This window comes from Pseudomonas sp. MAG002Y, from assembly GCF_019400845.1.
Lineage (GTDB): Bacteria > Pseudomonadota > Gammaproteobacteria > Pseudomonadales > Pseudomonadaceae > Chryseomonas > Chryseomonas luteola.
The window spans coordinates 239,377-262,143 of record NZ_WOEJ01000007.1 but is presented as its reverse complement, the minus strand read 5'-3'; the positions used below and the strand labels follow the sequence as shown (position 1 = coordinate 262,143).

Here is a 22,767-nt window from a genome sequence, read left to right as displayed (position 1 = left end):
TGATTGTTGTATTTATTGCGGTAGTAGAAAAAAAGTGAAACTACATCCTTTCGGAAACGAAAAGTTAGTTTCAAAATCGAACGTTGTCAAAGGTTCTTCTTTCATCCCCATAGAAAATTGTGATGAGCGAAGCAGGATATTTTATGACAGGCAAAACACTTGTTTGAAAGGGAACTTTATAAGGCGTGTTTCAGGTCACGCTTGAGGGACGCCCCAAGTAAGGCGTTACAAGGCTTTACAGGCTGCAAAGGCAGAGACAAACTGGATCATAAAGCCACAAGGATAATGGCATGACACCAGCGATAAACCTGCTCAAAAAGCACAAGATAGAGCATCGCGTGCTCAGTTATGTGCACGATCCCAAAGCCGCTTCGTATGGGCTCGAGGCGGCAGACAAGCTTGGACTTGAACCCGTCCGGGTGTTCAAAACATTGTTGGCAGCTACCGAGAAGGAAGAGTTGCTGGTGGCTATCGTTCCGGTAGGTGGCAGTCTTGACCTGAAAGCCTTGGCCCATGCGGCGTCTGTCAAAAAGGCAGACATGGCGAATCCTCAGGTAGCCCAACGTGCTACTGGCTACCTGGTAGGCGGAATCAGCCCGCTGGGGCAGAAGAAACGCTTGAGAACGTTCATTGACAGCAGTGCCGAGCGGTTTCCTACCATTTATGTCAGTGCAGGCAGACGTGGCCTTGAAGTGGAGCTGTCTGCCCAGGCGCTGGCTAGCCTGACCGCAGGGCAGTTTGCCGAGATTGCACGGGAGTAATGTGCAGGTTCTCTGCTCGTAGGGGTAGTGGGCAAAGGAAGTCCTTTCAACTGAGTTGACCAATCGATTCACTGCGCTATGGTCAATTATTGCCGCTCTGGTGTTTTCCCTTGATCGCTATCTGGCTGCTCGCAATTACAGCGGGCTTTGAGTGTGCCCGTAGCGGTTGTTGACAAGAGTGCCGATGATCCGAGAGATCCTACACAGAGCGAGTTGCCAGCCCAGTTTAACTGTCATAGCTGGTGAACTGTACATTGTGACGTAGGCACGTTTCGCTCATGCTGTACGAAGAACTCAAAAGAAAAGATGGAGCAAACCATGCAACTCGACTTTCACCAAATCGATGCCTTCGCTGATCGTCCGTTCGCGGGTAATCCAGCGATGGTCTACCGTCTCGATGCATGGTTGCCGGACGATCTGATGCAGAAGATTGCCGCTGAGCATAATCTGGCGGAAACGGCCTTTATCCGTCGGGAGGGTGATGTCTGGCGCATTCGGTGGTTTACCCCAAAGGTTGAAATACCGTTGTGTGGCCATGCGACGCTGGCAGCGGCTCATGTACTGTTTACTGTTTATGAGGAAGCGGGAGAAAAGATCGAATTCATTTCCCGCTCCGGCACCCTGCGTGCCTATAAGGAAGACGATGGGCTTCTGGCGCTGGATTTTCCCGCACAGATTCCAAGTGAGATCGGTTCCACACCAGAGCTGGAGCGTGCATTAGGCGTTAGTCCGGTCGATGTACTGGGCGCAGATAAGCTACTGGTTCTCCTGGAGTCGGAAGAGGCGGTGCGCAACTGCAAGCCTGACTTTGCGGCTCTGGCGCGCCTGCGTTGGCCGGGCGTTATCATTACTGCTCGAGGTGAGCGGTATGATTTCGTGTCCCGTTTCTTTGCGCCTGGTATTGGCATCAATGAGGACCCTGTGACTGGCTCGGCTCACTGTAGCCTCATTCCCTATTGGTCTCGTCGCCTGGCGAAGCGGATGCTGCGAGCCTACCAGTGCTCGGAGCGGGGCGGGGAACTCTGGTGCCGTCTGGATGGCGAGCGTGTGAGCATCGCGGGTCACGCTCGCCGCGTCGCCAGTGGTCGTCTATTGTTGGATTGACGTTATGTGGCGCTGAAGGTTGTCAGCGCCGTTTTCTTGAGCGCAATTCCGATCTGTTCACCGGCACTGTGCTCAACAAAACCTGGGAAGGACGCTTCGAGGCGTGCTCCTGACGCAAGCGCCAGTTGATAGCGGGTGCTTGCACCTAGAAATACCTGGTTGACCACCTGCGCGGTCAACGTGCTCGCGGGACTATAGAGGATGTCGTCAGGCCGAAGGAGAACGCGAAGCTCATCGCCTTCCTCGAACGCTTTGTTCCTGGCCCTGACAACCCCAAGTTCCGTTCTGATCGATTCTGAGTCGACGGCACGACCTGGAATGAAAAATCCCTGGCCTACAAACGTTGCCACAAAGGGCGTGGCAGGGGTCTGATAGAGGTGCCCAGGTGTATCCCATTGCTCAAGATGGCCATGCTGAAAAACCCCCACCTTGTCACTTACCGCAAACGCTTCTTCCTGGTCATGAGTCACCAGGATGGCGCTGGTGCCTCGAGCTTTCAGAATATCCCGGACTTCGCTGCTGAGCGATCGGCGAAGCTCTACGTCCAGGTTGGAAAAAGGTTCATCCATCAATAACAGACGAGGCGACGGTGCCAAGGCGCGAGCCAAGGCAACACGCTGCTGTTGACCACCTGACAGCTCATGAGGATAGCGTCTGGCCAGCTGCTCCAGTTTGACCAGCGCCATCAGCTCACCCATGATGCGCTCGCGCTCGGGATGCTTGCGAATACCAAAGGCGATGTTGTCACCTACGTTCAGGTGAGGAAAAAGAGCATAGTCCTGAAAGACCATGCCGATCCCGCGCCGCTCTGGCGCCAGGGTAAACCCCGCTCGGGAAATGACCTGATCGGCGAGACGAATTTCGCCCTGCATGACAGGCTCGAATCCGGCGATGGCGCGCAGCGTCGTGGTTTTCCCGCATCCCGATGGACCAAGCAGACAGCCAATCTCTCCTGACTCAAGAGACAGGCTCAGGTCGTTTACAATCGTGCTGCCACCGTAGCCGCAGGCTAGATGGCTGAGCGTGAGAATGCTCATGCGTTGCGTGTATGTGGGATCAGAAACTCCATCAATGCCTTTTGCGCATGCAGGCGATTTTCTGCTTCATCCCATACGACCGAGCGTGGATCTTCCAGCAGGTCGTGACTGATCTCTTCTCCGCGGTGGGCTGGAAGGCAGTGCATGAAAACGACGTCCCGGCTGGCTTTGTCCAAGAGCTCACGCGAGACCTGATACGCCTTGAACGTTTCCAGACGGATTTTCGATTCCTCTTCCTGGCCCATGGATGTCCAAACGTCAGTACTGACCAGATGAGCGCCTTCTACGGCCTCCGTTGGATCACGAACAATCTGAATGCGGTCACCGGCGCGCTCAACGAAGCGGGCGTTTGGCTCAAAGCCTTCAGGGCAGGCCACACGCAAGGTGAAGTCCAGTTGTTCGGCAGCTTCTATATAGCTGTTGCACATGTTGTTCCCGTCGCCGATCCAGGCCACAACCTTGCCCTGAATGCTGCCGCGGTGTTCGAAGAATGTCTGCATATCAGCCAGCAGCTGACAGGGATGAAGGTCATCAGACAGTCCATTGATAACCGGAACGTTGGAGTTTGCCGCAAAGGTCGTCAGGGTGCTGTGGGCATAGGTACGGATCATGACACCATCGAGCATACGGGACATGACGCGGGCACAGTCATCTACCGGCTCACCGCGGCCTAACTGAGTGTCGCGCGGGGACAGGAAAATGGCTTGGCCACCTAGCTGGATCATGCCTGCCTCGAAGGACAGACGCGTACGGGTCGAGGCCTTTTCGAAAATCATGCCAAGAACACGATTTTTCAACGGTTCGTGGCTGACGCCTCGACTACGCAGTTCTTTCAGCTCGATGCCACGGCGGATCAGCTGCAACAGCTCATCGGGTGTGCAATCCATGAACGAAAGAAAATGCCGAGCGCTCATCATCAATACCTATGAATACAGGCCAGGGGTGCCGGCCGGCTTCAGGAAAAACAGGCTACACCCAAAGCTACTGCCGCACCTATGCGGAGGAAAGGGAAGGGCCGGATCTTATAAGTAATTTATATATTTGCGCAAATGCCTGGCGAGGTGGCAGAAAAGATGAGGTTGCAACCGGTTATTACGCAAAAGGCAAAACTTCACAAAGATTGGAAAATTGTTCCGCTACGGTTGTTACATTTTTGTTAAATGACTACTATGCCGCCCGCCTTTCGAGGCGACGTTATTACCCCGCAACGGGGATATTGGAAAATTGTATGCAAAGGAGTATTGCATGAAACGCGTAGTGTATGCCGCTGCCTTCTCTACTTTGGCCCTGCTCACTGGCTGTGCCAGCCAGAACGTAAGTCAGCCAGCTCTACCTCTGGGTGGCGCGGTTGATACCGGTCTGAAAGCGGATGTCAAAGTAGGTGAAACCATCACAGGTCAGTCTTCCGTAAACGTTCTGTTCGGTATGCTGAAGCTGGGTGGTGATAGCAAGTTCGCAGACGGCGTAACCTATGGTGGTGGTGAAGGTGGTTTTGCTCTGGGACTGGATCCAGTCTCCTCGGCCAAAGCTGCTGCAGCTTACAAGGCTGTCAAGGCTTCAGGCGCTGACGTAATCGTTGCTCCGCGTTATGAAGTCGATGTTCAGGACTACCTGGTGTACAAGGCCGTCAACGTCAAAGTGACTGGTCAGAAAGGCACCATCAGCTCTATCCATTAAGGATGAGCTCGAACCGGCGGACATGGAGTTCGCCGGTTCGAAGAGAAACGACTGCCGCGTTCTCTCTCCCGCCAATTTCTCCTCCTGCGTCAAGTCACGCCGTTATCAGGCTTGTAAATTGTTCCTGTTGTCCTTATCTGTATGGACGGGTGGCCAGAGGCAAAACCGAGCGTTTCACTGGGTTTTCCGTTACACTGGTCAGCACTGAAATTCAGCGAGGTGCACCGTGGATATCATCGAAACGATCAAAGAACAGATCGCCAATAACCCTGTTCTTCTTTACATGAAAGGCTCCCCCAATGCTCCGCAGTGCGGTTTCTCTGCCCGTGCCTCGCAAGCGTTGATGGCGTGTGGTGAGAAGTTCGCCTATGTGGACATTCTGCAAAATCCTGAGATCCGGGCCAATCTGCCTAAGTATGCCAATTGGCCAACGTTCCCCCAGTTGTGGGTAAACGGTGAGCTGGTAGGCGGTAGCGATATTCTGCTGGAGCTGCACGAAAAAGGTGAGCTACAGCAGCTGGTCAAAGGCGCTGCGGGTAAAACCGAGGCCTGATCGGATGGCCAGATGAACTTCTGGTAACCGCTTCGGCTCTGACTGCCTGGGTTGTCTAGTAGTCAACCGGATTCAACAAAGCCCCGCTTTGGCGGGGCTTTGTTTTGTTGGAGTGGTTATGGCTGAGAAGACATTAGCAGGCTCTGCGCGTTGGGCTTGCGCTTATTTCTTTGCTATCAATGGACTGGTGCACGGCAGTCTGATGGCGCGGATACCGGCCTTGAAAATGCAGGCCGGACTTGACGAAGGTACGCTTGGACAGGCGTTGCTGTGCCTGGGGCTGGGTGCCTTGACAGCGTTCCCCCTGACAGGAATTCTCCAGCGCTGGCTGGGTAGCCGCCGGATTGTAATTGGTGGAGGGCTACTGCTCCTGTTTGCCTTTCCCTTGGTCGGACTGGCCCATCAATGGCTCAGCTTTGCCTTGGCGATGTACCTCATTGGTTTGGCCAGTGGCGCAATGGATGTTGCGGTCAACACGCAGTCTGTAGAAGTCGAACGAGCCCTTCGGCGTCCGACGCTTTCGCTTCTTCACGGGATGTACAGTCTTGGCGGCCTGGTCGGTGCGCTAGGGGCGGCTGCGCTGGTGGCATTGTCACCTGTCTGGCATTTCATCTTACTGGCAGTGATTGCCCTTATCTTTCTGCTACCTGGCGGTAAACGGCTTTTGCCTGATGAGCACATGCCTGCGCGTACCCACAAGGGTTCAGGTCTGCGTCTGCCACCCATGGCAGTCGTAGGGCTGGGACTCATGGCGTTGTGTTCGTTTGTGTCCGAAGGCGCTATCGCTGACTGGAGCGCCTTGCTTCTGCATGATGTGAAGAATGCCAGCGAAGGGTTATCCGCCTTGGGATATGCCGCTTTTTCCGCCACGATGGTATTTGGCCGACTCTTTGGTGATCGCCTGCGTGTTCGCTTTCAGGATCACTCACTGGTTCGTGCGCTTGGAGGGTTGGCAACACTGGGGATGGTTGTAGCGCTGCTGGCGCCTGATGTGATCATTTCGATCATTGGGTTTGCTCTGGCCGGTCTGGGGCTGTCGATCATTGTGCCGATTCTTTTCAGCGCTGCAGGCAATCGCCCGGGCATTGATCCGGGCGTTGGCGTCGCCGCTGTTGCCACTCTGGGATATGGCGGGCTGCTCATGGGGCCTCCGCTGATCGGTCTGTTGGCCCAGGCAGTAGGACTCAAGCTGGCCCTGCTATCCATTGTGATGTTATGTGCCGCGCTGTGTCTGCGCGCGGGCATCGTTCGAAGGGCATAGCGAGCCAGCTGCCTGATATTGTCCAAGTGGATGCAAGGAACTTCCTGACGCCTTCGTGAGCCTATCGGTCATCACTCGACGATAATAAGCACGTGCGTATTCCCTGGCAGGTCTTCCTTGCGCCGAGCCCGTTGGCGCTCAAGTTTGCGGTCAAGACGCTTTTTGCGGCGTGTCTGGCCCTATGGCTTGCGTTTCGATTCGATCTTGAACAACCCACATGGTCGATGATGACGGTCTTTATCGTCTCGCAGCCGTTGTCCGGCATGGTGGTAGCCAAGGGTCTGTTTCGTCTGATCGGGACCGTAGCCGGGACGATCATGTCTGTGGTGTTGATTGGCCTGTTTGCACAGACGCCCTGGGCTTTTCTTCTGGCCATGGCGCTCTGGCTCGGGTTGTGCACCGCTGCGTCGACCTTGCTGCGCAATCATGTGTCCTATGCCTTCGTTCTAGCCGGCTACACCGTAGCGATCATTGGTCTGCCAGCCATTGCTCAGCCGCTCGGCGTCTTTGATCAGGCAGTCGCTCGCTGCACGGAAATCTGCATGGGCATCATTGTGGCGTCTATCGTCAGCTCGGTGATCTGGCCGCAACGTGTAGAGCAGAACCTGAGTCAACAGGCCAGCAAGGTGTGGCAGGCGGGTCTGCAGGCAGCACGCGCTGAGGTGGCTGGAGATGAAACCGCAGCGACCGGACTGCTTGGGGTGTTTGGCCAGATCGTGGCTGTTGATGCGCAGCGCGACCACACGTGGTTCGAGGGCCATCGGGGACGTCAGCGTGCCCGTGCGTTGCGATTGTTCTGTCGAGATCTGCTGAGCCTGTTGCGTACCTCGCGGGGCGTGGTTCGCCAATGGCGTAACCTTGAAGCAAATGAGCAAGAGGCGGTAGCGCCCTGGCGTGAAGAGGTTATCCAGCATCTGGATCCGTTCGAGCCAACGGCCATTGAGGCATTGCTCAACCGGCTCCATGACGAGCTCAATGATCCACGTTACAGCAATGACCAGCGCTACTTTCTAGCTCGCCTGGGCATTCTGCTCGGCAAGGCGCTAACGGCTGAACAGGCCGAACGGGCGGTTGCCCGTGGCGTGGCTGATGACAGTGCTCCTTCGGCACTGTCCTGGCACCGCGACATCCAGACGGCGCTGTTGTATGGAATGCGCAGCGCATTGGCATTGCTCGGACTTGCGATCTTCTGGTTGAACACCGCCTGGCCTGCCGCAACCGGTGCCATGCTGTTGGGGGCTGTTTTATGCAGCCTGTTTGCCAACCGCGATAACGCCGTTCAGATCGGCCTAAGTTTTCTTCGTGGTATTGCTTACGCCATCGTGGTGGCCATTGTTGTCAGCCAGGCCGTATTGCCGTCATGGTCCGGCTTCTCGTTATTGTGCCTGGGTATGGGGATTCCGCTGTTTTTTGCCGCGCTTGGAATGGCGGGGCCGCCAGCGGTAGTAGGTACGGCTACTGCGTTTGCGTTGCACTTCATTGTGCTGGTTTCGCCAAACAACCATACCCGCATGGACATGGCGAACCTGCTCAATCAAGCCCAGGCGCTGGTCATTGGAGTTGGCTTTGCTGTCGTGATCTTTCGTTTGATTACGCTGCGTCACCCGCGGCGGCTGATCCGAAGAATTCTTTCAGCCACGACCTATGACCTGCAGCGTCTGACAGAGCGCCCTCTTGGTATTGCTGAAACCTGGTTTGGAGGGCGGATGGCCGATCGATTGCTGCAACTGGCACGCAATATCAACCTCATGCCGCTTCATGAACGTCGTCGCTGGCACGATGGCCTGCTGGCATTGGATCTGGGTAACGAGCTGTTGCACCTGCGCGCCTGCCTTGACGGGGCGACCGGCTCACTGGCGGCGGAGCGCGATCGTTTCCTACAGGCATTTTCGGCAGCCCTGGCAAATGGTCTGGAGCATGTACGGCCGGAGCAGCTGGATGAACCCGCGAACCGATTACGCTCTGTATTAGAAGCCGTACCAGAGCCGGATGAGCCCAAGCGCCTGGCTCATGGAGCGGTTCGCCAGTTGCAGCGAACCTGGACGATGTGGTGCCAATCGCTTGAGGATCACCATGGACCTGCATGAGTGGGCTATCGGCGGCGTTTACCTGAGTCCGCTGTTTCTTTATGCGGTAGTGGCTTTATTACTGACAGGCACGATTCGGCTGGTCATGCATAAACTTCATGCGAGTCGCTGGATCTGGCATGAGGCGCTATTTGGGTGCGCACTGTTTCTGCTGCTGCTCGCAGCCATTACCTGGGTTGCCGCAACGTGACGTGGTCAAGGTGAATATGAACGCTTGGATGAGGAGGGCATGATGCGCAAGGTGGCCCGTGTAGCGATTACAGTGGTCGTGGTGATAGTGGCCGTGCTGGCTGGCCTATGGCTGTGGCGGTTTTACATGCTCTCGCCCTGGACGCGTGATGCACGTGTTCGAGCCGATGTCGTAGTCGTCTCGCCCGATGTGGCCGGTTGGGTGACTCGCTTGCCTGTCAAGGATAATCAGCTGGTCAAGAAAGGTGATCTGATCATGCAGATCGACCGGGAGCGCTACCAGGCTACGCTCAACCACGCCCGCGCCGTTGCCGATACACGCAAACAGCAGCTGCGCCTGCGTGAGAGCGAGGCTGAGCGCCGTAATCGTCTGGGTGTCAGCGCCATTAGTGCCGAAGACAGGGAAAATGCGCAGATCAACGCTGCTGTGGCACGGAGTCAGTATCAGGAAGCGCTGACGGATATCCGGCTGGCGGAGCTTAACCTGGCGCGTAGCCAAGTGCTGGCGCCTCGTGAAGGGCGCATCACGAACCTGCGATTTGCCGAAGGTAATTACGTGCGTACCGGTGAAGCTGTCATGGCGCTGGTTGATACGCGCTCTTTCTACGTCATGGCCTATTTCGAGGAAACCAAGATCCCGCATATTGCAGTAGGGGATGCCGTCAATATCCGCCTGATGAGCCACAAGGGGATTCTCAAGGGGCGTGTGGCCAGCATCAGTAGCGGAATTACCGACCGCAACGCAAGCCCGGACGAGCAGCTATTGGCGGAAGTTCAGCCTACGTTCAATTGGGTACGACTGGCGCAACGTATTCCGGTCCGCGTAGAGCTTTTGGATGTGCCGCCAGAGGTGCAGTTGAGTGCCGGGATGACTGCTAGCGTCTCGGTGCTCGATGCCGAAGGGCATCATCCGCTGGAAGGGTGGCGCAGTCTGTGGGATTACTAGCGGGCCCGCCGACAACTCTCGAGACACATGCCGTCACACAAATAGCTATGGTTGATCAGGCCGGATAGCCCACGTTGCTGTTGCCGCCATAAGCGTATTCGGCATCCGAGCCATATGCCGACCGCTCCAGTCCCGCCGCGTCAGCGGGGCTGTAGGGTCGCACTTTTAAGCCTTTACCCTTTATCCCGCGAAACAGCCCCTTTATCCCGGTTACGACTAAAGTCGTCTGGCTGTCAGGTGCCGGTAGCCTAGAGTACAAATCGACGATCCCCGTCACGCTGTGAGGACAACAATAATGAACGACAGCATCTACCGGCGGATAGAACAAAATCCGCAATTCAAAGAACTGGTTGCCAAGCGTGAGCGTTTTGCCTGGCTGCTTTCCCTGATCATGTTAGGACTCTACGTCGCCTTCATCCTGCTTATCGCCTTTGCGCCACATGTGTTAGGTGCTCGGATCAACCCGGATAGTCCGATTACCTGGGGAATTCCGATCGGTGTCGGTCTGATTCTCTCTGCTTTTATCCTGACAGGTGTGTACGTTCGCCGTGCCAATGGTGAATTCGACCAGCTTAACCGTGCCATTTTGAAGGAGGTTCAATAATGAAAGCGCCTCTCTCTGCAGTAATGGGACTGGCTCTGTTCGCTCCGGCTGCCTGGGCTGCCGATGCGTTGACCGGTGCCGTTCAACGGCAACCTTTGAACGTGGCCGCTATCGTAATGTTCGTTGCTTTCGTGGCGGGGACATTGGGGATCACTTATTGGGCTTCCAAACGCAACCGTTCAGCGGCAGATTATTACGCTGCTGGCGGTCGCATCACGGGCTTTCAGAATGGTTTGGCAATCGCAGGCGACTATATGTCTGCCGCCTCCTTTCTGGGTATTTCCGCGCTGGTATTTACGTCGGGTTATGACGGCCTGATCTACTCCATCGGCTTTCTGGTCGGATGGCCGATCATTCTGTTCCTGATTGCCGAGCGCTTGCGTAACCTGGGCAAATACACCTTTGCCGACGTTGCCTCCTACCGTCTCAAGCAGAAGGAAATCCGTACCCTGTCTGCCTGCGGTTCGTTGGTGGTGGTGGCGTTGTACCTGATCGCTCAGATGGTAGGTGCCGGCAAGCTGATTCAGCTGCTATTCGGCCTTGACTACCACGTGGCAGTGATCCTGGTCGGCATCCTTATGGTCATGTACGTATTGTTTGGCGGCATGCTGGCCACTACCTGGGTGCAGATCATCAAGGCGGTGCTGCTGCTTTCGGGCGCAAGCTTCATGGCCGTCATGGTAATGAAGTCCGTCAACTTCGACTTCAGTGCGCTGTTCTCCCAAGCAATCGCCGTTCACCCTAAGGGTGAAGCCATTATGAGTCCTGGTGGTCTGGTAAAAGACCCGATCTCAGCCTTTTCTCTGGGTCTGGCGTTGATGTTTGGTACAGCAGGTCTGCCGCACATTCTTATGCGCTTCTTCACGGTGAGTGATGCCAAAGAAGCTCGCAAGAGCGTGTTCTACGCTACCGGTTTCATCGGTTATTTCTACATCCTGACCTTTATCATCGGTTTCGGCGCGATCCTGCTCGTCAGCACCAATCCTGCGTTCAAGGATGCTGCCGGTGGCCTGATTGGTGGCAACAACATGGCGGCGGTGCACCTGGCTAACGCGGTGGGCGGCAGCATCTTCCTGGGGTTCATCTCGGCGGTAGCGTTTGCAACCATCCTGGCGGTGGTAGCAGGTCTGACCCTGGCGGGTGCCTCGGCGGTGTCCCATGACCTCTATGCCAGCGTGATCAAGAAAGGCAATGCCAACGAAAAGGATGAGCTGCGTGTCTCTAAGATCACCACTGTGACGCTGGGCGTGGTTGCGATCGGCTTGGGTATCCTGTTCGAGAAGCAGAACATCGCCTTCATGGTGGGTCTGGCTTTCTCGATCGCGGCCAGCTGTAACTTCCCGGTACTGCTGCTCTCCATGTACTGGAAGAAACTGACCACGCGAGGTGCCATGATTGGTGGCTGGTTGGGGCTGATCACAGCGGTAGCTCTGATGATTCTGGGCCCGACCATCTGGGTTACTATTCTGGGTCATGAAAAGGCGATCTACCCTTACGAGTATCCAGCACTGTTCTCCATGCTCGTAGCGTTCATCGGGATCTGGTTCTTCTCGATTACGGACAAATCTACCGCAGCCGATGAAGAGCGTGCTCGATTCTTCCCGCAGTTCGTTCGCTCTCAGACGGGTCTTGGCGCTTCCGGCGCAGTGGCTCACTAAGTCGTACTGAATCGGCAGGCTCGTCAGGGCCTGCCGTTTTCATTTCAGGCGAATTCGCGTCATGCCGGATAATTTCAACTTCGAGGCAGCCCCGTTCGACACGCTCAGTGAGTATGAACGCAACCTGCTTCGCTCGGCGCTATCGGTCGGATACTACGTGCCTGGCGAGATACTGATCGAGCCGGGTAGCGTCACGCTTGCACTCTATATCGTGCTGAAGGGTGTCATTGAGGAGCGTGGCAAGGACGACCAGCTATTTGCACACTATGGGCCGGACGATCTCTTTGATGTGCGGGGGCTTTTTGATGGACAGACCCGGCATTCCTATCGAGCTGTTGAGGAAAGCATCGTCTACGAACTCAACGCCAAGATGTTTCATGAACTGTGCGAACGAAATACCTCGTTTGCTGCCTATTTTCAAGCAAGCCTTGCCACCAAGCGGCAACTGGCGCGCCGGGACGGGCAGAATCTGGCGGAATTCATTCTGACCCGCATTGCCCGTGAGCATCTGCTGCCTGCGGTGGAAGTCGGTGCCGATCTGTCATTGGGCGAGGCTGCCCGTACGCAGCTAAAGGTCGGCGCCGATGCGTTGCTGGTCCGGCTGGAAGACGGCTTTGAAGGACTGGGTATTGTGACCAGAACGGACCTGATGGTTGCCCATTTCCAGCAGGGGCAGGGTGACGAGACACCTGTCGGGACGCTGGCGCATCAGCCGTTGGCTTCCGTAGAGCTGGGCGACTTTCTGTTTGATGCCATGATTCTCATGACCCGCCAACGCATCGAACGGGTCGTGGTCAGGCAAGGTAATCAGGTAGTCGGCCTACTGCACTTGACTCAGGTATTGAGTCTCTTTTCCACCCATTCTCATGTTCTGGCGCTACGGATCGCCCGCGCCGAAACGCTTGATGAGTTGCAGAGAGCCGCCGAAACCCTGGATATACTGATTGCTACTCTGGAGGGTAACGGCATTCGGCTGCGCTTTATCATGCAACTTGTTAGCGCACTGAATGAGCAATTGCTGGCGCGCGTCTTCGAGCAGTGTGTTCCTGTAGCGTATCGCTCCCGTTGTTGCCTGGTGGTCATGGGAAGCGAAGGGCGAGGAGAGCAACTGCTCAAGACCGATCAGGATAATGCGCTGATCCATGCAGACGACATTGCAAACGAGGAGGCATTGGCCTGGATGGCCCGCTTCAACGAGGCACTCATGGGGTTTGGTTACCCTCAATGCCCAGGAGGGGTAATGGCCTCGAATGCGGTGTGGTGCAAACCTGTCAGTGAGTGGCGGCATGAGCTACTGACGGCCGCCCGCGAGGGGCATCCTGAGCAGCTGCTGCGTCTGTCCATTCTGATGGATGCCCACCCTGTAGCCGGAAATGAGCATTGGTTTATGGCTGTGCAGGCTCAGTTGAGCGTGTGGTCTGGCTCGGGGGAGCGCTGGCTGAGCGATATGGCGCTGGCTGCCTTACAGTTTGATACACCGTTGACCTTGTTTGGCGGGTTCAAAACATCTGGCGAACGCCTGGACATCAAGCGTGGAGGTCTTTTCCCGATCGTTCATGGGACCCGAATACTCGCCCTGCGAGACGGTTTGATGGTGCGTGGCACCTTGGGCAGACTGCAGATGCTGGGCGAGCGAGGCATTCTGGATCGAAACATGGCTGATAACCTCGCTGAGGCTTTCGAGCTGTTCGTGCAGCTACGGCTGTCACAGCAATTGGCAGGCGACAGGAGTGGATTAACGCAAGGTATCGATGTGTCGATCCTGAGCCGGGCCGAGCGAGACCTGCTGCGCTTCAGCCTCCATGTAGTTAAAAAATTCAAGCAAACCCTGGGACGTCTGTTTCATCTGGATACGCGTTGATGGCTGCCTACATCTCAAGACCTGATTTGCATTGGCCCCTTTGGCGGCAACGCCTGCATTGGTGGTGGCATGACCCGATGGACGCCGATGAGATCGTTTCGCTGGACTTGGAAACGACCAGCCTTGATCCACGTCGGGCCGATATTCTCAGTGTGGGTGCCATACTCATTCGACAGGGGAAGATGCAGGTAGGGGAACGTCTTGAGCTGTACGTCGAGCCGCCACCCAGTCTGGACGCCGAATCGATCCGCATTCACAAGCTACGTCGGATGGATCTGGAGGGGCAGCTCAATATCCAGGATGCCCTGAGACAACTGCAAGACTTCATCGGAAATCGCCCGCTGCTGGGTTATTACGTATCCTTTGATATCGCAGTGCTCAGTCGTCATTTCCGCCGTTACGGGATGCCCAGGCTGACGAATCCCCGGATCGAAGTGTCAGCCCTCTATCATCGCAAGGTCAGCCGTTTGTTTCCTGACGTGCATCTGGATCTGCGCTTTGACACCCTGTCGCGGGCGCTGGACATACCGGTAACGGGGCGGCATACCGCGCTTGGGGACGCACAAACGGTTTCGCTGATGTTTCTCAAATTATTGAAGGGGCCTGTGCCCAAGCCGTACTAAACAGAAAATAGTGTGCTTCTCGTCAACAAGCGAAGCGGTTGCAGGACTTTTCCGCAGAGGTGGCAGTCCGATAGTACAGGTACGCTTTCTTTTTATTCCCCGAGCTTTTCCGGTCTCGGTGATGGGAAGCGACCTGTGCTGTGGATTCCCGTAGCGGTTATAAGGAGATGCATCATGTCGCTGACTACCATATTGGTTCTGGTCCTGCTTGTTCTATTGATTGGTGGATTGCCCGTGTTTCCGCATTCGCGCAGCTGGGGATATGGCCCGTCTGGAATCGTGGGCGTGTTGCTGGTCGTACTGCTCGTGCTGGTGTTGCTGGGAATGATCTAGCGTCGACGGCTTAAAGATGAAAAGTCTTTCCTAATCAAGTGCTTACGAATCGATAGAGACCGACTGCTCCCCGTTTTTTGCCCCTGCTTGGTGCGTAGGAGAAAATTCTTGCCCAAAGAGGTGCAAGAGAGTAGGGTTCTCTTCACCGGCCTGCCTTGCCGATGTCAGTTGTGAGACAAAACCAGAGCCAAGCGTTGCTTGCTCTGGTTTTGTCTTTTCTGCGCTACCTCTTCTTATTTCACTCGTCTCAGTGCCTTGCATCACGGAGCGATCATTCAGGTGTTGCGCGGCGTTTAATCGGCCAGGCGGCTGTGATAAAAGCCCAAGGAGTAGCAAAGAGGGAGTGTTCCGTGGATTCGGAATCCATAGTGTATGGCTGCATCAAGGATTGGCCGACGAGCGACTCCATGGAGCGCCGCATGCGCCGGGCTTTGAATCGTCGTGTTCTGGCCAATCTCCCTCATGATTCCTGGGCATTTCTGGGGCGGGAGATGTTCAGCCAGTGCGAGCAGGCCGGCGCAGGTCTTTATAAAACCCAGGTCATTCACTTTGGTGCCAGTTATGAAGGCGTCGAGTATGAGTGGAAATTATGGGTCGAAGAGTTCGAGGCCCTGCTCAAACGCCTCTATTGGGCCAGCGCCGTGGTGCATCTGGAAACCGGCTTGAGCGGTACTCATACGTTCCGTTGGGAATCTGAGAAAGGCTTCCATAGCCCACAGGAAGATGACTTACGGGCACGGTGTGCCTGGGAGCGGGAGGGCTGAAGCCCTCCCGTAGCCGCTGTTCTCAGCGAGCAGCAGTGCTGTCCTGCTTGGTACGGTTGTACAGATCCACCATAACCTGATCCAGTACGCTGGACGCACCCCAGGGACGGCTGCTGTTCAGAATCGCAACCACCGCCCACGTCCTGCCATTGGCATCCCGGCTGAAGCCGGCCAAGGCACGTACGTTATTGAGCGTTCCTGTCTTCATGTGGGCCTGTCCGAGCAGGGGGGTATTCTTCAGACGCTTGCGCAGCGTGCCATCCATGCCTGCAATGGGCAGGGAAGAGATGTATTCGTAGGCATAGGGGCTTCGCCAGGCTGCCTGAAGAATCAGGCCCATTTCCCGCGCGCTGATGCGCTCATCGCGGGACAGTCCCGAGCCGTTTTCCATGACCAGGTGCGTGGCGGTGATACCTTTGCGGGCCAGCCACTGACGAATCACACGCTGCGCCGCTACGCCATCATTCGCGTCCGCGCTGGTGCGGTATTGGGCACCAATGGACAGGAACAGCTGTCGCGCCATGGTGTTGTTACTGTATTTGTTGATATCGCGAATGATCTCGACCAGATCAGGCGAAAAGGAGCGAGCCAGCAGCTCTGCGCTCTTGGGTACCGTACCCTCCCGGTCCTTGCCCATGATGGTGCCGCCCAGTTCCTTCCAGATGGCGCGTACGGCACCTGCGGTATAGCTTGGGTGATCCAGCAGTGACAGGTAGCTCTGAGCGCTACAACCGCTAGGCAGGTTGCCCGTCACGATAAGGGCAGTGCCGTCCGCTTCCGTGACTGGGTTGAACCGTATTTCAGGCCACGCAGGGCACTTGCCCTTGCCTACGGCCTTGACCTGATTCTCAACCCGCACATTGGTCAACGGCGGGTCCATCGAGACGCTGGCCTTGCCGTCATCGGCACGAATGACCATGCGGACCGACTTCAGATTGACCATCAAGGCATCCGGGCCAACCAGGAACGGCTTGTTCTCATCGTTGCCGTCATCGTTGAAAACAGGAAGTTCGGGTTTGATGAAGCGGCCGCGATCCAGAACCAGATCTCCGTTGACCTGGGTGACGCCATTGGCGCGCAGATCACGCATCATCAGCCACAGCTTTTCCATGTTCAGCTTTGGATCGCCACCGCCTTTGAGATAAAGGTTGCCGTTGAGCACTCCGTTGTGGAGCTGGCCATCGGTATAGAACTCCGTCTTCCACTGATAGGTAGGACCTAGCAGTTCCAACGCCGCAAATGTCGTAATGAGCTTCATGGTAGAAGCAGGGTTTACGGAAACATCGGCATTGTAAAAGTCAGCGCTTCCGGCAGCATCCAGCGGAATCATGACCAGGGACAGCTCGTCATTGGCCAGTTTGTTCTTTTGCATGAGCTGCTGCACTTTAGGTGGCAGCACGGCAGTGTCGGCGTAGCTCAGAGCGGGTAAGCCCAGAGGCAGAAGGCCTAGCGCAAGTGAAACGGAGCGGAAGAATTTCAGCATTAACAAACCCCAAAAGAAGGCTGGGCCGAGATGAAAAGGTGATAGCCGAGCGATCTGTTACAAGAAACAGACATTATGCAGCAAACCGGTTTATAGCCAATACAGCCTGTGAAATGACTAGCACGCGTTGTCAGCTTTCCGCCTGTAGGGATTAAACAGCCATTTATCTGGCGGATCTCCATAATGTGACAAATATCGCAAAAGATAATGATCGATTGTGCATTAGGTATTAAAATGATAGCAAATTGCCATACAGACGATTGCTATCATGAGCGAGCGGGACATCCGGGACTACATTAACAGCCTTAATGAAGAAAACCTGAACCGGCAGTCTGGGGCATCGGCTCAAGTAGGGGATACGCTGGGGTGGGCACTTCTCGATGCCATTGCCTCGCCTGTTGATCAGCCATTACCTGTTATCCACTCTTCTTCTGCGGTCTCTATCGAGGCTATTCCAGCGGCGATGAGCAATCCTTTACAAGAGGCGCGTGAGCCCTCGTCAGGCATCGTTCCTCCGGTGGGTGTCCAGGCCAAGCCTGCCTCAGCCGCTCACCCGTTTGGCAATATCTTCAAAATTAAACCGGCAGTGGACGAGGTAGACCTTCAACCTCAGGGCTCTCTGAAAGCGCTACTCAAGAGTATTGCCACATGCCGTTAATCTGTGTTGCCTCTCCCAAGGGTGGTGTAGGCAAGACGACCGTGACGGCCAGCCTGGGGTATGCACTTCAGCGTCTGGGGCGTCCAGTGGTGTTGGTTGACTTCGACGTGCAGAACGCTTTGCGCCTGCATTTTGGGTTGCCGCTCGGGCTGAGTCAGGGATTTGTTGAAAGCGCTCTGGCGGGCGCAGACTGGCGGCAGCTAAAGGTAACCTCTCCAAGCAATATTCAGGTGTTGCCATACGGACGGGTTAGCGCAGCGACGCGTCTGGCGTTCGAGCACCGCCTGCTCAATGATCCTTCTCTTCTGAAGGAAGGGCTGGCAGATCTGCTCACGATTCCCAATGTGATTGTATTGGCAGATACGCCGCCTGGCCCAAGCGCTGCTCTGAGCGCACTTATCCATCGGGCGGATCTCTGCATAGCGGTACTGTTGGCCGATGCAGGCTCGGTTGCATTGCTGCCGGACATCGAGTCCGGTGAGTTCTTTGGCAGTGCTGGAACGGAAACCGTGCGCTATGTAGTCAATCAGGTGGATCGGCGGCGGCGCCTCAATCGAGACGTCTCGGTGTTTCTGCAGGCGCGCTGCGGTGGTGCACTGCTGGGCATGATCCATCGTGACGAGTCACTGCCTGAGGCGCTGGCAAGTCAGCAATCGGTTTTCGCATTCGATTCGGCATCGGCCGCCGCCCATGACCTCGATATGCTTGCGCAGCGATTGCTGGCCGCACTTGAGCAGCAGACCACACCTGTATCTGATACGCGTCAACGGCAGTATTCCTGAGGAATCAAGGATGAATTCTGGAGTCGGAAAGCTCGCAGCCAGCGGGCTTGTTGTTCTGGCGTTGCCTATCCTTGCACTGATCATCATGGTGCCGATGAGCATCGAGATGCAGCTGCTGCTAAGCGTGGCTGCCATCCTGTTTACGATGGTGCTCAAGCGCAACCCTTCTTCCCGAATCACTTTGACGCTGGTGGTCATTTCGATCACGCTTTCGACACGCTATCTCTACTGGCGTACCACTGAGACGCTGCATTTCAGCAATGGCGTGGAGTGGGTTCTGGGCATCGGTCTGTACCTGGCCGAGGTCTATGCCTGGATCATCCTGCTGTTGGGCTATTTCCAGAGTGCCTGGCCGCTTGAGCGCAGGCCCAGCCGTCTGCCAGCCGATACCTCGGTGTGGCCAAGCGTGGATGTCTACATTCCGACCTATAACGAGAGCCTGAGCGTAGTACAGGATACGATCCTGGCTGCCCAGAATCTGAATTACCCGGCCGACAAGCTCAGGATCTATGTACTCGATGATGGTCGTCGACCCGAATTTGGTGCATATGCCGCTGCCGCAGGCGTGGGGTATATCGTTCGGCCGGACAACAATCATGCGAAGGCCGGTAATCTCAACCATGCGATGACCAAGACCCACGGCGACCTGATCTGCATCTTCGACTGCGATCACGTCACGACCCGGGTTTTCCTGCAGGCCACGGTCGGGCAGTTCCTCGATGACCCCAAGCTTGCCTTGGTGCAGACGCCACATCACTTCTATTCGCCAGATCCGTTTGCCCGCAACCTCAGTACCCAGGGCAAGGTTCCCAGTGAGGATGAGCTGTTCTATGGCCCGATCCAGAAGGGCAACGACCTGTGGAACGCCACGTTCTTTTGCGGCTCTTGTGCCATCATCCGCCGCAAGGCCTTAGAAGATACGAACGGGTTTGCCGTCGAGACCGTAACCGAAGACGCGCATACGGCGCTCAAGCTGCAGCGCAAGGGATGGAACACAGCCTTTATCAGCATCCCCATGGCAGCAGGCCTTTCAACAGAGCGCCTGGCCTTGCATGTCGGTCAGCGTATGCGCTGGGCGCGAGGCATGACGCAGATCTTCCGGCTGGATAACCCGCTGCTCGGGAGGGGCCTGGCATTGCCTCAGCGGCTCTGCTACCTGAACGCCATGCTGCATTTCCAGTTTGCCCTGCCGCGCTTTGTCTTCCTGACATCGCCGCTGGCCTTCCTGCTGCTGGGGCAGAACATCATCGCTGCCTCGGCGCAGACCATTTTTGCCTATGCCTTGCCCCATCTGGTGCTGTCGATCCTGACGAATGCCCGTATCCAGGGTAAACACCGTCATTCCTTCTGGGGGGAAATCTACGAGACGGTGCTGGCCTTTCACCTGATCAAGCCCACGCTCTATACGCTGTTCAACCCCAGGAAGGGCAAGTTCAACGTGACGGACAAGGGCGATCTGCTGGACCGGGGCTTCTTCGATTTTCCTGTGGTGAAGCCGCACCTGATTACGGTGGGCTTTTTGTGTGCCGGCATCCTGTTTGGTATTGCCAAGTATTTCTGGATCGAAGCGATTCGGCCGGATCTGTTCACGCTGATGCTCAACATTGGCTGGACAGTCTTCAACATGTTGATCCTGTTGGCGGCCATTGCAGCGGCACTCGAGACCCGGCAGGTGCGCCAGACCGTGCGGCTCGCTGTCAATCTGCCGATTCTCATGTACCTGGCCGATGGCCGTGTGGTGCGCAGCGAGTCGGTGGATATTTCCATGGGTGGTGCGCGGCTTCGTTACAAGGGGGGTGAGTTGTCCGCGCCAGTCGAGGAGATCGAGATCCAGTATGGCGAGTCGCCTCTGATCCTGGGCACAGACATGGTTAATGCTCGCGATGGCTATGTGCAGTTGCGTTACAAACCCCTCTCAATTGCCCAACGCCGCGATTTGGTGGCTATCGTCATGGGGCGGCCAGATGCCTGGCTCAAGACGCACCCAACACAGGAAGATAACCCGCTGCGCTCATTGTGGAATGTGATCCGATCGGGCGCGCTACTGGTCAGGCGGCCGACCAGACGCTCGCCCGGCAACGCAACCAAGGCTCGCAAGCCACGGGGATTTGCCAGGGCGCTGATGCCTGCCGCCGCCCTGGTGGTTGTTGCCGTGCTGTGTATTATTTCCTTGCCGTCCAAGGCTGATGAACAGCCCCTTCCGCCGCTCCCGGCCTTGCCGCCACCCGTCAGTACAATAACCTCTGCTGGCATGCCTGCTATGCCCGGCAGGGTTGAATCGATCAGCCTTAGCCGGTTGGGCGTGTCCGATGCACTGATCTTGAAGGGGCGGCGAGGGGAGGCGGGCGTAGCTTTTTCCATCAACCGCCAGCAGGTGGTTACAGGCGCGACGCTGCACCTGCGCCTCAGCTATTCCGACAAGCTTTTAGCCGAGAGCAGCGTCCTGCAGGTATCGGTCAACGATGAGCTGATTCAGAACATTCCATTGGTACCTGCTACCGCCTCGGGACTGGACGTCGACCTGCCCATCAATCCGCTACTTCTCCTGCCTTATAATCGGCTGAACCTGCGCCTTGATGCGCATTATTCACAACAATGTGAGAACCCGTTACATCCTGCGCTGTGGGCCAGAATAGACCCTGCCTCCACGTTGGAGCTGGCTCTGGAGCGGCTGCCTATTACGCGCGATCTGGCGCTGCTGCCGGCACCCTTTTTCGATGAGGCGGACATGAGCCGCCTGCGCCTGCCTGTGGTACTGCCCGATCAACCTGAAGCGGGTGAGATAGAAAGCGCTGCGATGGTCGCCTCTTGGTTTGGTATGCAGTCCCGCTTTCGTGGCGCTGAATTTCCGGTCAGCTTCAATGAGCTGCCGATGGGGAATGCCGTTCTCATTGGCACGGCACGCGAATCCTTTACAGGTTTGACCCTGCCAGCGATTGAAGGTCCTGTGCTGGCCGTGGTCGATAACCCCCGTGATTCCCTGGGCAAGCTCCTGCTGGTGCTGGGGCGTGATGCATCGGAAGTCCGCGTCGCCGCTCAGAATCTGGTACTAAGGTCGGATCGTCTGAAAGGGGAAGCTGCTAATTTAGCGGCGTTTTCGATCCCGGCCCGCCGGCCTTACGATGCGCCGCGCTGGATCTCCAATCAGGTTACCCGCTTCGCTGATCTGGCAAAGCCTGAGGCGCTGACCAGCGACAATCTCTTTCCAGGTGTCATCAAGATAGGTTTTCGCGCTGCACCCGATAACTTTCTCTGGGAAGGCGACAATGTGCCGATGCGCATACGGTTTCGCTTCCCCGAAGGGGATTGGTACGACGCCGCACGCTCCCGACTGGATGTCTCACTTAACGGGCAATACCTGAGTTCAGTATCGGTACTCAAGCCGGGCCTGTATGAAAAGGTAAAGTCACTGCTGGGCTACCCCAGCCGCCAGGAAGATGCGGTGATCGAAGTGCCGCCGTATCTGATCTATGGCGATAACCAGCTAGGGTTTTACTACAACCAGCAGGTCACCAGCACCGAAGACTGCAACCTCGTGCTGCCGGAGTCAGCGCATAGCTACATCGACGGCGACTCAGTGATTGACCTGAGCGGAGCCAAGCACTTTTCACAGCTGCCCAATCTGTCTTTCTTCGTTGGCGCTGGCTTTCCCTTTACACGTATGGCCGATCTTTCCCAGACGGCGCTCATTCTGCCTCATTCACCTCGCGCCAGTGAGATTGAGGCCTTATTGACGCTGATGGGGCGTTTCGGTGATGCCACGGGCTATCCTGCCCTTAACGCAACCGTGCTCTTGGGAACCACACGTCTGCCTGAAGTCTCGGACCGCGACTGGCTGGTGGTTGGCCAGATCAGTGATCGGCTGGATTTTAAGACGCTGTTCCAGGGCTCGTCCTTCACACTCACCCAGAACCAGCTTCGTATCGAGCCGCTCACGCCAACCGGCATGCTTGAAACAGTATTGCTGGGTGACTGGGATCGCCAGATGGATGCAGCCGACCGCACGCTGGCGGGCTATCGGGATTTTCAGGGGTTTGTCAGCCGCCAGTCACCCCTCAACAACAAGCGCGTCGTTGTGATGGCATTGGCTAGCCAGCCAGAACGCCTGCCTAATGTCATTACCTATTTGAACAGCCCGGAACACAGCGCCGAGATCAGAGGCGATATCGCCTTGTTTGGCCGTGATGGTCAGGTGGAGAGCTTTCGTACCGGGCTGCGCTTCACCTATGGCGAGTTGCCTTGGTTCATGTATGTGCGCTGGCTGTTCAGTGAGCGGCCCCTGGTCCTGATGGGGTTGTTGTTGCTTGCCGCAGTGCTGGCGGCATTTGGGCTTCACACACTGCTCAGGCTTCAGGCCCACAAGCGACTGGGCAAAAGGAATTGATC

General features: G+C 56.3%; 20 protein-coding genes. 17 read left to right on the top strand and 3 right to left on the bottom strand.

Annotated elements, in window-relative coordinates:
* The first annotated feature begins 290 nt into the window (after window positions 1–290).
* Complete coding sequence (ybaK, locus tag GM154_RS12705; RefSeq protein WP_219652439.1) at window positions 291–761, top strand: Cys-tRNA(Pro) deacylase; 471 nt, start codon at window positions 291–293, stop codon at window positions 759–761.
* A gap of 318 nt (window positions 762–1,079) precedes the next feature.
* Window positions 1,080–1,865, top strand: a complete 786-nt coding sequence (locus GM154_RS12700) for a PhzF family phenazine biosynthesis protein (RefSeq protein WP_019365832.1) — start codon at window positions 1,080–1,082, stop codon at window positions 1,863–1,865.
* Window positions 1,866–1,867: 2 nt separating this feature from the next.
* Here GM154_RS12700 and GM154_RS12695 read toward each other — a convergent pair whose 3' ends face one another.
* Window positions 1,868–2,902: an ABC transporter ATP-binding protein gene (locus GM154_RS12695; RefSeq protein ID WP_219652438.1), complete on the bottom strand. Its 1,035-nt coding sequence runs from the start codon at window positions 2,900–2,902 to the stop codon at window positions 1,868–1,870.
* Complete coding sequence (gene argF, locus GM154_RS12690; protein ID WP_125888248.1) at window positions 2,899–3,816, bottom strand: ornithine carbamoyltransferase; 918 nt, start codon at window positions 3,814–3,816, stop codon at window positions 2,899–2,901. The genes GM154_RS12695 and argF overlap by 4 nt, the downstream gene beginning before the upstream one ends.
* A 331-nt stretch (window positions 3,817–4,147) precedes the next feature.
* Here argF and GM154_RS12685 point away from each other — a divergent pair, with 331 nt between their 5' ends.
* From GM154_RS12685 to GM154_RS12630, 12 genes are all read left to right on the top strand, one after another.
* Window positions 4,148–4,579 (top strand): hypothetical protein, encoded by a 432-nt coding sequence (locus GM154_RS12685; protein WP_010795087.1) that lies wholly within the window; start codon window positions 4,148–4,150, stop codon window positions 4,577–4,579.
* Between the two features lie 226 nt (window positions 4,580–4,805).
* Complete coding sequence (gene grxD / locus GM154_RS12680) at window positions 4,806–5,132, top strand: Grx4 family monothiol glutaredoxin (RefSeq protein WP_010795086.1); 327 nt, start codon at window positions 4,806–4,808, stop codon at window positions 5,130–5,132.
* A gap of 118 nt (window positions 5,133–5,250) precedes the next feature.
* The gene (locus tag GM154_RS12675; RefSeq protein WP_219652437.1) at window positions 5,251–6,393 is read left to right on the top strand and encodes an MFS transporter; all 1,143 of its coding nucleotides are present in this window, start codon (window positions 5,251–5,253) and stop codon (window positions 6,391–6,393) included.
* Between the two features lie 92 nt (window positions 6,394–6,485).
* Entirely contained in the window at window positions 6,486–8,480 is a 1,995-nt protein-coding gene (locus GM154_RS12670; RefSeq protein WP_219652436.1) for an FUSC family protein, read from the top strand.
* Window positions 8,467–8,670, top strand: a complete 204-nt coding sequence (locus tag GM154_RS12665) for a DUF1656 domain-containing protein (RefSeq protein ID WP_219652435.1) — start codon at window positions 8,467–8,469, stop codon at window positions 8,668–8,670. Before GM154_RS12670 ends, GM154_RS12665 begins: the two co-directional genes overlap by 14 nt.
* Before the next feature lie 42 nt (window positions 8,671–8,712).
* Window positions 8,713–9,615, top strand: coding sequence for an HlyD family secretion protein (locus GM154_RS12660; RefSeq protein WP_019365826.1), 903 nt, complete (start codon window positions 8,713–8,715; stop codon window positions 9,613–9,615).
* 295 nt (window positions 9,616–9,910) lie between these two features.
* Complete coding sequence (locus tag GM154_RS12655) at window positions 9,911–10,219, top strand: DUF485 domain-containing protein (RefSeq protein WP_010795081.1); 309 nt, start codon at window positions 9,911–9,913, stop codon at window positions 10,217–10,219.
* The gene (locus GM154_RS12650) at window positions 10,219–11,877 is read left to right on the top strand and encodes a cation acetate symporter (protein WP_197872340.1); all 1,659 of its coding nucleotides are present in this window, start codon (window positions 10,219–10,221) and stop codon (window positions 11,875–11,877) included. The genes GM154_RS12655 and GM154_RS12650 overlap by 1 nt, the downstream gene beginning before the upstream one ends.
* A gap of 61 nt (window positions 11,878–11,938) precedes the next feature.
* Window positions 11,939–13,738: a DUF294 nucleotidyltransferase-like domain-containing protein gene (locus GM154_RS12645; protein WP_219652434.1), complete on the top strand. Its 1,800-nt coding sequence runs from the start codon at window positions 11,939–11,941 to the stop codon at window positions 13,736–13,738.
* Entirely contained in the window at window positions 13,738–14,361 is a 624-nt protein-coding gene (locus tag GM154_RS12640) for a 3'-5' exonuclease (protein WP_010795078.1), read from the top strand. Before GM154_RS12645 ends, GM154_RS12640 begins: the two co-directional genes overlap by 1 nt.
* A 174-nt stretch (window positions 14,362–14,535) precedes the next feature.
* A complete protein-coding gene (locus tag GM154_RS12635; protein WP_010795077.1) occupies window positions 14,536–14,694 on the top strand; it encodes a DUF3309 family protein in 159 nt (52 codons plus the stop codon).
* Between the two features lie 350 nt (window positions 14,695–15,044).
* On the top strand, window positions 15,045–15,458 hold the full coding sequence (locus GM154_RS12630; protein ID WP_074823589.1) for a hypothetical protein: 414 nt from the start codon (window positions 15,045–15,047) through the stop codon (window positions 15,456–15,458).
* Between the two features lie 22 nt (window positions 15,459–15,480).
* On the opposite strand, the gene dacB is transcribed toward GM154_RS12630, so the two are convergent.
* Complete coding sequence (gene dacB / locus GM154_RS12625; protein ID WP_219652433.1) at window positions 15,481–16,941, bottom strand: D-alanyl-D-alanine carboxypeptidase/D-alanyl-D-alanine-endopeptidase; 1,461 nt, start codon at window positions 16,939–16,941, stop codon at window positions 15,481–15,483.
* A gap of 268 nt (window positions 16,942–17,209) precedes the next feature.
* On the opposite strand from dacB, the gene GM154_RS12620 reads away from it, so the two are divergent.
* From GM154_RS12620 to bcsA, 3 genes are read left to right on the top strand one after another with little or no spacing between them, the layout of a single operon-like run.
* Entirely contained in the window at window positions 17,210–17,599 is a 390-nt protein-coding gene (locus tag GM154_RS12620; RefSeq protein WP_219652432.1) for a hypothetical protein, read from the top strand.
* Window positions 17,590–18,381 carry a cellulose biosynthesis protein BcsQ gene (gene bcsQ / locus GM154_RS12615; RefSeq protein ID WP_219652431.1) on the top strand — a complete coding sequence of 264 codons (792 nt, stop codon included), beginning with the start codon at window positions 17,590–17,592 and terminating at the stop codon, window positions 18,379–18,381. Before GM154_RS12620 ends, bcsQ begins: the two co-directional genes overlap by 10 nt.
* 10 nt (window positions 18,382–18,391) lie before the next feature.
* The gene (gene bcsA, locus GM154_RS12610; protein WP_219652430.1) at window positions 18,392–22,765 is read left to right on the top strand and encodes a UDP-forming cellulose synthase catalytic subunit; all 4,374 of its coding nucleotides are present in this window, start codon (window positions 18,392–18,394) and stop codon (window positions 22,763–22,765) included.
* The last annotated feature ends 2 nt before the right edge of the window (window positions 22,766–22,767 follow it).